The sequence below is a fragment of the Comamonas sp. A23 genome, from assembly GCF_004522605.1.
Lineage (GTDB): Bacteria > Pseudomonadota > Gammaproteobacteria > Burkholderiales > Burkholderiaceae_C > Comamonas > Comamonas thiooxydans.
In genome coordinates, this window is record NZ_RSDT01000027.1 from 1 (window position 1) to 10,488 (window position 10,488).

General features: G+C 57.1%; 10 protein-coding genes and 1 pseudogene. 10 read left to right on the forward strand and 1 reads right to left on the reverse strand.

Translation table 11 applies throughout. The features are described 5' to 3' along the window. Positions 1-389: porin (locus EIC84_RS25430; RefSeq protein WP_134737354.1), on the forward strand; the 389-nt coding region annotated here is incomplete at its 5' end. Positions 390-790: 401 nt separating this feature from the next. Next, complete coding sequence (locus EIC84_RS25435) at positions 791-1,567, forward strand: alpha/beta fold hydrolase (protein WP_050789028.1); 777 nt, start codon at positions 791-793, stop codon at positions 1,565-1,567. A gap of 249 nt (positions 1,568-1,816) precedes the next feature. Here EIC84_RS25435 and EIC84_RS25440 read toward each other — a convergent pair whose 3' ends face one another. Then, positions 1,817-2,497, reverse strand: coding sequence for a TetR/AcrR family transcriptional regulator (locus EIC84_RS25440; protein ID WP_050789027.1), 681 nt, complete (start codon positions 2,495-2,497; stop codon positions 1,817-1,819). 249 nt (positions 2,498-2,746) lie between these two features. On the opposite strand from EIC84_RS25440, the gene EIC84_RS25445 reads away from it, so the two are divergent. The 8 genes and pseudogenes from EIC84_RS25445 to EIC84_RS25480 all read left to right on the forward strand — a co-directional run. After that, entirely contained in the window at positions 2,747-3,670 is a 924-nt protein-coding gene (locus EIC84_RS25445; protein ID WP_003071585.1) for a VOC family protein, read from the forward strand. Positions 3,671-3,721: 51 nt separating this feature from the next. Next, complete coding sequence (locus EIC84_RS25450) at positions 3,722-4,576, forward strand: alpha/beta fold hydrolase (protein ID WP_003071583.1); 855 nt, start codon at positions 3,722-3,724, stop codon at positions 4,574-4,576. A gap of 36 nt (positions 4,577-4,612) precedes the next feature. Further along, on the forward strand, positions 4,613-5,857 hold the full coding sequence (locus tag EIC84_RS25455; protein WP_080554274.1) for an MFS transporter: 1,245 nt from the start codon (positions 4,613-4,615) through the stop codon (positions 5,855-5,857). A gap of 32 nt (positions 5,858-5,889) precedes the next feature. Further along, positions 5,890-7,431 carry a bifunctional 3-(3-hydroxy-phenyl)propionate/3-hydroxycinnamic acid hydroxylase gene (locus EIC84_RS25460; protein ID WP_003071580.1) on the forward strand — a complete coding sequence of 514 codons (1,542 nt, stop codon included), beginning with the start codon at positions 5,890-5,892 and terminating at the stop codon, positions 7,429-7,431. A 61-nt stretch (positions 7,432-7,492) separates the two neighbouring features. After that, on the forward strand, positions 7,493-8,446 hold the full coding sequence (locus tag EIC84_RS25465; RefSeq protein ID WP_003071578.1) for an MBL fold metallo-hydrolase: 954 nt from the start codon (positions 7,493-7,495) through the stop codon (positions 8,444-8,446). Between the two features lie 117 nt (positions 8,447-8,563). After that, positions 8,564-9,355 carry a 2-keto-4-pentenoate hydratase gene (locus EIC84_RS25470; protein WP_003071576.1) on the forward strand — a complete coding sequence of 264 codons (792 nt, stop codon included), beginning with the start codon at positions 8,564-8,566 and terminating at the stop codon, positions 9,353-9,355. A gap of 26 nt (positions 9,356-9,381) precedes the next feature. After that, positions 9,382-10,332: an acetaldehyde dehydrogenase (acetylating) gene (locus EIC84_RS25475; protein ID WP_003071575.1), complete on the forward strand. Its 951-nt coding sequence runs from the start codon at positions 9,382-9,384 to the stop codon at positions 10,330-10,332. A gap of 14 nt (positions 10,333-10,346) precedes the next feature. Next, positions 10,347-10,488, forward strand: a pseudogene (locus tag EIC84_RS25480) (4-hydroxy-2-oxovalerate aldolase); the annotation flags it as partial.

A 10,488-nucleotide genomic window follows, 5' to 3' on the forward strand; every position in this document is an offset into this window, starting at 1 on the left:
AAATCGACAAGCGCACCATGCTCAACGGCTATGTGAAGCTTGGTGGCGCCAAGATTGGTGGTGGCTATATGCGCCGCAAGAATGACGGCTATATCGCATCGCCGCGCAACGACCTGTGGTTTGTGGGTGTGACCTACCCCATTGGACAATGGACCGTGGACGCCCAGTACAACCAGCTCAAGTACAAGGACAACGCGGACAAGGGTCAGCTGCTGGTACTGCGCGGTACTTACAACCTGTCCAAGCGCACTGCAGCCTATGCCTCGCTGGGCTATATGAAGAACAGCGGCAATGCGGCCTTTGGAGCAAGCAGCGCTCAAGCTGGTGGAACGCCAATGCCTGGCGTCAACCAGACTGGCTTTGGCATGGGCTTGCGCCACATGTTCTGAGGTCGGAGCACAAATAGAGCGAGTGAGGGTAGCCTGGTGGCCCCCACTCGCTTAGTGCCTGGAGCCGAATTTCAGCTGAGTATCTTGTGTCGATGCTCGTCCCAACCGCCAGCCGGGACGCGACCATTCGTGCGATGAGTCGTGCGTATTTCAGTCAGTAGAGCCGGTACGAGACAGTGAGACAGTATTTCCGAATGACTCTCAGGCACAGCGGATTCAATCGGTCAATGCAGCACGTACGCTGAACATCTCAGCGGCTGCACACGACCCGCAAGGCACATCCGCCCTCCCCGCAAGCCGAAGCTACCCTGTTCCGGCCGCCCTGAAACAAGTTCCTTTGACCCTAAATTAGACTATTCAAAGTGCTGTAATGGACCGGGTTGCAACTACCGCCCCCGGCCATGAACGGCCTTTCAGCAGGATTCTCTGATTTGCAGCTGCCATCTCTTGCCGAGTTAGGGCCCGTTGTCCTTGTTCTCCTTCCTGGAATGGATGGCACGGGTGAGCTTTTCGCCCCGTTCGTTGCCGCATTGGGGAAGACGATGCCCGTCGTCGTGGTGAACTATCCAACTTCCGGTGCGCCACAGACCTATGCCGACCTGACGGAACTTGCCACATCGGCCTTGCCGCCCAATGGCCGCTTGGTCTTGTTGGGAGAGTCTTTCTCGGGACCTATTGCCATTTCGCTGGCAGCGGCATACCCGGGGCGCGTTGTGGGCATTGTTCTGTGCTGCTCGTTCGTTCGCAATCCAAGGCCGGGGCTTCGCTGGCTCAGCGGCCTGGCGACCATGCCCGTTCCGCTTCCCCCTGCTCCGATACTGAACCTGATGCTTCTGGGCCGGTTTGCGACGCCGGCCCTGCGGGCTATGCTGCGGTCCGCCTTGGCCAAGGTTCAAACGGCGGTTCTACGTTCAAGGCTGAGAGCGGTGGTATCCGTAGATGTGCGAGCACATGCCAAAGCCATTGATGCTCCGGTTCTCTACCTGAAAGGAATACGTGACCGCCTGGTGCCACAGTCTTCCTTGGCTGATGCAGAGCAGTGTTTTCGAAAGATAAGAGTTCAGGCGTTTGATGCGCCACACTGCCTACTGCAAGCCATTCCGCAAGAGGCCGCTGCGGTAGTGGCTGACTTCGTTCGGAACGTTGCAACACCACGAGAAAGTTCGGGGCATGAATAGGGATTCAAGAGCGTAGGCGTGGTGCCAGACGCCATGTCGCTCTGGCCCGCACTGGCACGGTCCAATGCCCTCCCCCTATGGTCGACACCATACGATTTCAGGGCCCCCCGTCGAAATGCAAGCCAGGAGCTGGTGCGCCGCGATCATCAACTCAAGCATGTCTGCAATGCCTACCGCATCAAGAGCATTGCCTTCCCCATTCACAGCGACCACCTGTTGAGAGCTAATGCCTGCTTGGAAAATTAGATTTTATTTCGGCAGCCGACGTTTGCTTTTCGTCTTAGCTTTGTGCTGTGAAATGATGGTTTCACCCATCAACACCATGGCTTGTGTGAGTTGCTCCATGTGCTGATGCATTGAGCGTTGATCGCCGGTTTGAACAGATACAAAGGCTCCATCAAAACCAACCATGCCAAAGTGTGCCAGGCCTTCAGCTATGCACGAAGCCAGCTCTTCGCCTTCCTCACAGAATGCAGAAGCGATCATCACACGCATGTAGTCACGGCCGTCAGTTCGCACTTGAATCACGGTTTCCATGGCATGGGGAGCCTCCGCTGCTTCATTGCTCATAACCAACATCAACTGGAGACGTAGAAAGTCTTGGTGATGCACAAAGACTTCGCCCGTCTTTTGCAAATACCAGCCAAGGCGCTCTTGTGCAGAGCCATCTATCGGAGGTTCCCGATGAGCCTCGCGCATTGCATCAAAGAATGCACGTGCGCCACGCGCCATTACCTCCGACAGAAGACCTGCCTTGGATTCGAAGTGGTGATAAATCGCACTCTTAGGTAGGCCTGTCGCTTCCACCAAAGCAGACATAGGCGTCCCCGCGTAGCCACGTTCTGCCATCACACGCGTTGCCGCTTCGAGGATTTCTTGCCTCGAGCGCCTACCGCGCCGATTTCCTTGTACCGGTATTTGTTGTTCCATGCCTGAGAGCGCGCCCTGTGAATTGTCAAATTATATAGCGCTCGTACTCTATCTCTCTATTGTTTTGTACCAATCGGTTCAATACTGACTTTCCCTATCTAAATGTTTTGTACCTATCGGTACGATTCTGTCATCACACCAGTGGCAGATGAACTGCTGAGCTAAACGAAAAGCTCCGTAGGTCAGTGCAAGACAGATAAGTCCTGCTCTCTGTCTCTGGTTCATGCAATCCAGAACAAGGAGAAGCGAATGCAGAGCGTGTCAACGCTTGGATACATGGTCATCGGAGTCAGTGACCTAACAGCTTGGGAAAGCTTTGCCGTCAACATATTGGGGTTGCAGGTCGGAGCTCGAGCAACTGGCGAGTCCCTCGGGTTACGCATGGATGACTATGAGCAGCGCATTTTGTTGCTGCAAAGTGATCTGGATGACTTCTTGGCCGCCGGTTGGGAATTTGAATCAAGTGCTGCGCTTGACGCATTTATTGACCAAGTTCGTTCTCGGGGCGTAGATGTCTGGGAAGAGAGTGAGAAGGTCGCCACGCAGCGTCGCGTAGAGCGCCTTTTCGTATGCCACGATCCCGATGGAATACGTCATGAGTTTTACAGCTCCGCCTACCGTGCTCACACCCGTGACTGCTTCCGCTCAGCCGTATTGCGAGGCGCTTTCAGCACGGGGCGTTTGGGAGTAGGTCATTTTGTTACGGTGCCCAAACAGAGTGCCAAAGCGAAAGCATTTTGTGAGGACGTCCTGGGTCTCAAACTCAGCGACACCATAGTTGGTAACGCCGCGCCTGGGCTCCAGCTCGAAGTTACGTTCTTTCATGCTCGCACTGGTCGCCACCACTCTCTAGCAACCGCAGAAGCTCCCTTTCCGGCCCGAAAGCGCATCCACCACATCATGGTTGAGTGCTCCGACCCGAACGATGTCGGTCTGGCTTATGACCGCTGTAAACGAGCAGGAATCCCGGTGCTCATGGAGCTCGGTCATCACCCCAATGACCAGATGTTCTCGTTTTACATGATCACGCCTTCAGGATTTGCCCTCGAGTTTGGCGCGGGCGGCATTGTCGTCGACGACGCAACCTGGGAAGTCAAGCGCTACACCGAACTGAGTGACTGGGGGCACGCAATGAACCCACCACCAGAAGCCACAACGTCTCCTACACGTTGAAGCCACATGAGTCCTTCTTTCATCAATACACCCACCAATGGAGCTACCAAAATGACTCTTACCGAAGCCGGAACCAGCAAGTTCGTGACTATTAACGAACCCGGTCTGGAGAATTTCAAGATCCACGTCAACGATGCGGGAAGTGGTCCCGCAATCATCATGCTGCACGGAGGCGGTCCTGGTGCCAGTGGTTGGAGCAACTACTACCGCAACATTGAGGTACTGGTGAATGCCGGATATCGAGTGCTGCTGATCGACAGCCCAGGATTTAACAAGTCCGCGGAGATCCTCACAGATATTCCCCGCCCGCTGATCAACGCACGTGCAAGCAAGGGCGTGATGGACGCACTCGGCATCGACCAAGCCCACTTTGTTGGCAGCTCGATGGGCGGAGCCTCTGCCATGAGCTTCTCCCTCGAGTTCCCTGAGCGCATGGGCCGCCTGGTGCTTATGGGACCGGGAGCACAAGGTCCGAGCATCTTCCAGCCACAACTGAGCGAAGGCGTCAAACGCATGATGAGGCTGTACGCAGAGCCGAATCACGAGAACTTCAATGCCATGTTGGAGGTATTTGTTTACGCACCTCAGGCTATTACAGAGGAGCTGCGTCAAGGGCGGTGGAACAACATCCAATCGAACTTGACTCACCTGAAGAATTTCGTCGAAAGCTCAAGACTGTGCCCTCACAGCAAGTGGGATCTGACAGCTCGCTTCCCAGAAATTGCTCACAAGACGCTCATCACCTGGGGCCGTGACGACCGCTTTGTTCCGATCGACCATGGCCTGCGAATGGTCAACACCTTCCAAGATTCTCGGCTTCATATCTTTGCGAAGTGCGGGCACTGGGCTCAGTGGGAGCACGCAGAGGAATTCAATCAGTTGCTGATTGCGTTTCTGAAAGACTGAGATCAAACAGCAAAAAAAGACATAACGGAGACATACATGCTGTCCAGTCCTCAGTCCAGATCAAGCCAGCGCATTGCAAGCAGGTTGCAAGGTTGGCTACTCGTTTCAACGTGTTGGCTGGCATCAGCAGGTGCCGTCCTTATCGCGCCTGTTCTTCCTTCCATGCAACAGGCGTTTTCTGACCAGCCTCACGCAGAAATGCTGACGCTGGTTATCTTGGTGATCCCAGGCTTGATGATTGCACTCTTCGGACCCCTGATGGGGTCTGTGGTGGATGTCATTGGAAGAAAGCGGCTGTATTTGATATCCATCGCCGTTTATGCGGTCGCGGGTATGTTGCCCTTCTTCTTGAATGACCTCTATTCGATTCTTGCAACACGAGTCATTGTGGGCATCGCCGAAGCGGCTATTACGACAATCTCGACCGCACTCACGGCAGACTATTTCAAAGGGAAAGAACGCGAAAAGTGGCTGACGGTCCAGCTCGGCTCTGCGTCAATAGTTGCCGTGGTTATGTTCGCTCTAGGCGGCGTACTTGGTGGGTTTTCGGCAGGCTGGCGCACTCCTTTCATCGTTTATGGCTGTGCAGTGTTTTTTCTGCCGATCATTGCCATCTTTGTTTGGGAGCCTGAGGAAGTCGAAACCTCACGCAGCCGTGCAACAACGAGCCGACTCCCATTTCCATGGCGTGAAATTGGTCATATCTGCGCAATGGCGCTTTTCACCGCCGTGATGTATTTCGTCATAACGATCCAGATCAGTTTCCTACTGACAGCCAAGGGGGTCACAACGCCGGCCATCATCGGCCTCGGTAGTGCGATAGCGAACGCGGGCGTCCCATTCGGTGCTTTCGTGTTCCACAGACTATCGGGTTGGCCCATCAATCGCCTGCTTGTCATCTCATTCGCAGTCATTGCCGCAGGCTTCTACATCGTTTCCACCGTTGCCGACACCAACGTACTGATTTTTGGTGCTTTCGTTGCATGTTTCGGGGGCGGGATAGTCATGCCACTCATGCTGAATTGGATCATGGTTCGCCTGCCATTCGCACAGCGTGGCCGAGGCGCAGGTGGATACATGGCCGCTTTTTTCCTTGGAAATTTTCTCAGTCCATTGATCGTGACTGCTCTGTCCTCCAAGACAGGTGATCTCTTTGCATCGATCGGACTGTTGTCCGCCGTCTGCGCGGCCGTCGCAGGTGTCTTTCTGGTTTTGGCTCTGCTCAGACGCGGACCGATTGACGCTGTTGGCGAGCCCTCCGCCGTATCGCTGCCGCATTGAACACGCAGCTAGTTTTGTGAAGTGAAGTCCCCATGAAAGAAAATTTTGATGCCGACGTTGCTATCGTCGGCTACGGCCCCAGTGGCATCATCGCCGCTCTCACTCTTGCCAAGTACGGTATTTCGACGATCGTCTTTGAACGACACCACGACATCTACGCACGTGCGCGCGCGGTTACGGTCAATGACTGGACCATGCGCATCTTCCAGGACCTGGGTGTCGACGAAGCTGTTCTGAAGTGCATCGACCCACAGCGCTCGCTGCGCTGGATGCGATATGACGGCACCGAAATCATGCGGATTGAATTGCCGCCATCTACCCTGGGCAGCAAGCATCGCCAGTTCAACATTTACCAGCCCACTATGGAGGCAACCTTGCGCGAATGTGCAGCAAGGCATTCAAAGATTGACGTGCGTTATGGCATGGAAATCGCTTCCTTGAGTCAAGATGACTCCAGTGTCACTTTGAGTGCAAAAGACCTGGAAACTGGCAACGTTTCAGATGTTCGCGTGCGTTATGCGATCGGGTGCGATGGTGGCAGTAGCGCCACGCGATCCATGCTTGATGTGAAGCTACTTGGTGACACGCTTGAAGTGCAGTGGATTGTTATTGACTGCCGCGTCAAACGCTGGTGGCCTGATCGGAACTTCCTGACCTTTTGGTCCGACAAGGAGCGACCGGTGGTCGATATCTCTCTGTCTGGAGGTAACCACCGCTGGGAGCTTCCACTGAAGCCGGGCGAGACAGAGGCCGACTTCGCGACGAATGAGCAAGTCTGGCCCTTGCTCAAGGCGCTCGGAGTGACCGAAGACGATGTGGAAATCCATCAGCACGCGTTCTATCGTCATCACACCCGGATGGCCGACAAGTGGCGTGTCGGGCGCGTCTTCCTGGCCGGCGATGCTGCACACCTTATGCCGCCTTGGGCCGGAGCCGGGATGCAGACTGGCATGCGCGACGCCTATGACATCGGCTGGAAGCTCGCGGGCGTGCTCAAGGGCCAATTGCCGGAGCACTTCCTGGACACCTACGAGGCAGAACGCCGCCCCAACGCGGCCTTTTATACCCAGCTCGCTGTGCAACTCGGCAGAGTCATCAAGCAGGAATTGAGTGACGAAGAGCAGGCTGCACTCAATGCCCCCCCACCTGATGCCGCCAGTGCTGCCGAACCTCCGCTGATTGCACCGCCCGTGCTGGCTGCGGGCTGGCTGCATGGCCCGCTGGCAGAAACCAGCATTGTCGGCCGCATGGCACCACAGCCAGTCATGGGAGATACGCGGGGCGTGATGGCGCGGCTGGACACATTGCTGGGGCACAGCTTTGTGCTGCTGGGCGATAACGTCGACCCTGCCACCTTGCTCACTGCCGAGGAAAAGGCCGGGTGGGATGCTTTGGGCGCGCGCTACATCGCCGTGCGCCCCCAGGATGCCCATACCCAAGGTGCGGATGAACTGGTGGATCTCGACGAGGTACTGGGCCCCTGGCTGCGCAAGTATCAGGTGCGCGCAGTGGCTTTGCGGCCGGATCGCTTCGTCGCAGCAGCCGATGTCTCTGGCCTTGGCGTACCTGCTTGACGCTTGATAAGTCCACCCCTACGGGGGTGGATGCGACTGCAATTTCCGGATGGAGACAACAATGAAACTGAAGACTCTGGTGAGCACGGTGCTCCTGACGATGGCTTGTGCTGGCAATGGATTTGCACAGACGAAGTTCGTGACCCTTGGGACGCAAGGAGGGCCCATTCCGTCCTCTGCTTCGCGTGCTCAGCCTTCGAATGCCTTGATCGTAGGCGATAGGGTGTATGTCATCGATGCAGGCGACGGAGCTCTGCGGCAGATCTACGCGGCAGGCATTGATCTGCGCAAGGTAAAGAAGATCTTTATCACTCACGACCATGACGACCACAATGCAGGCTGGGGGCCCATCATCGGCGTGCAATGGGATCTGGGCATTCCGCCTGCGGATGTCTATGGGCCCAGTGCCAAGTCCATGATGAAGGGCTTCCAGCAGTATTTCGCGGTGAATGCACGTATCCGCCAGGCAGATTCCAAGAACAATCATTTGCCGCCTGAGCAAGCCTTTAATGCACACGACATCAAGGGTAGCGGCCTCGTCTATCAGGATGACTTGATTAGCGTTAGCGCTCAGGAGAACTGCCACTTCCTGAACGATCCCAACACCAAGGTAACACGCAAGAGTCAAGACAAGTCCTACGCGCTGCGTATTCAGACCCCCGACAAAACCATTGTCGTCAGCGGCGATACCGGCCGCTGCGCAGTACTGTCCGATTTCGCAAAGGACGCAGATCTGCTGGTGCACGAAGTCGTGGACCTGCCATTGATTCGCGAAATGATGCGACGTCAGCACGTGCCCGATGCAGTAGCCGATGGAATGATGCGCCACATGGCCGAAGAGCACACAGTGTCAGAAGACATCGGCTTGCTCGCCAAGGCCGCAGGCGTCAAGAAAGTCATCCTGACACATCTGGTGCCCGGCGGCGATGAGCCAGATTCGCGATACACCGACGGTGTTCGCAAGCACTTCGGTGGACCTGTCGAAGTGGCACGCGATCTCATGGTCTTCGAATAAAAGCCCTCCTGAGTAAACAGCAACTCACCACCGGCTGTACCAAGCCAGTGGTGTGCTCGGCCGACTGCGGCCGAAGGCAAAGAGCCTTGCTCCTTACCCGATCACAGCTCCCCCCATATGACTGCCCCATCAACAAACCTTCATGCTGCTGCCCTGGCCATACGAGAGGCCCGCAGCTCACGCAGCCCGATTGCCAGCGTATCCGAAACCTTTGGCATTACCGGGCTCGACGCTGCCTACCAAGTGGCTCAAATCAATACACAGGCTTGCCTGGAAGACCCAGCCCGCCGAGTCGTTGGCCTCAAGGTTGGACTCACCAGCAAAGCAGTGCAACAGCAACTGGGAGTGGATCAACCCGACTTCGGAGTGCTATTCAACGATATGGAATATCTGAATGGCGACACCATTCCCATGAGTCGACTCATCCAGCCCAAGATTGAGGCCGAGGTCGCCTTCATCGTCGGCAAAGACCTTGGTAACCAAACACCGTCATGGTCTGAGTTCATCAACGCTTTGTCCTACGCGCTTCCGGCTCTGGAAATCGTCGATAGCGTGATTCGCGATTGGAAGATCACCCTGGTAGACACCGTCGCAGACAACGCTTCGTCAGCACTTTATGTATTGGGCGAGCAGCCTGTCAGCATCGGCGCACTGGACACCTCGGCCCTGGGCATGCAGATGAGCATCAACGGCAGGACCGTTTCGGTCGGCACGGGCGCCGCCTGCCTCGGTCACCCTCTGCGAGCCGCCTACTGGCTGGCCTGCACCATGGCCGAGCGCGGCCATCCCCTGCGCGCTGGCCAGCTCATTCTGTCCGGTGCCCTAGGGCCCATGGTAGCTCTCAGCAACGGCGACCTGGTCCAGGCAAACCTGGGCAGCCTGGGCAGCGTCGGCTGCCGCCTGGCCTGACTATCCCTCTCCACCAAGGACACTCCATGAGCAAAAAACTCAAGGCCGCCATCATCGGCAGCGGCAATATCGGCACGGATCTGATGATCAAGATCCTGCGCCATGGCAAGAACATCGAGATGGGGGCCATGGTCGGCATCGATCCCCACTCCGACGGTCTGGCCCGCGCCGCCCGCATGGGCGTGGCCACCACCCACGAAGGCGTGCAAGGCCTCACGCGCATGCCCGGGTTTGCAGAGATCGACTTTGTGTTCGATGCCACCAGCGCCGGCGCACATGTGAAGAACGACGCTTTCCTGCGCAGCCTCAAGCCCGGCATCCGCGTGATCGACCTGACGCCGGCGGCCATCGGCCCGTACTGCATTCCCGTGGTCAACGGCGACATGCATCTGGACGCGCCGAATGTGAACATGGTCACCTGCGGCGGTCAGGCCACCATCCCCATGGTGGCCGCAGTCTCTCGTGTGACCAAGGTGCACTACGGCGAAATCATTGCCTCGATTGCCAGCAAGAGTGCCGGCCCCGGCACCCGCGCCAACATCGACGAGTTCACCGAGACCACCTCCAAGGCGATCGAGGTCGTGGGCGGAGCCACCAAGGGCAAGGCCATCATCATCATGAACCCGGCCGAGCCGCCCCTGATCATGCGCGACACGGTCTACACCCTGAGCGCGCTGGCCGACGAGGCCGCCATTGCCGCATCGGTAGAGCAGATGGCCGCTGCCGTGCAGTCCTATGTGCCGGGCTACCGCCTGAAGCAGAAGGTGCAGTTCGACCGCATCGATGCACCGATCCGCATCCCCGGCGTGGGCAATGCCCTCACGGGCCTGAAAACCTCGATCTTTCTAGAGGTTGAGGGGGCGGCCCACTATCTGCCCGCCTATGCAGGCAACCTGGACATCATGACCAGCGCCGGTCTGCGCACTGCGGAACACATGGCCGAACGCATGCTGGCGACGCTCGCCGTGGCCGCCTGAGGAGACGACACACCATGACGCAAACCAAGAAAATCTACATCTCCGACGTGACCCTGCGCGACGGCAGCCACGCCATTCGTCACCAGTACAGCGTGGAGCAGGCCAGGCAGATTGCCCAGGCGCTGGATGAGGCCCGGGTCGACTCGATCGAGGTCG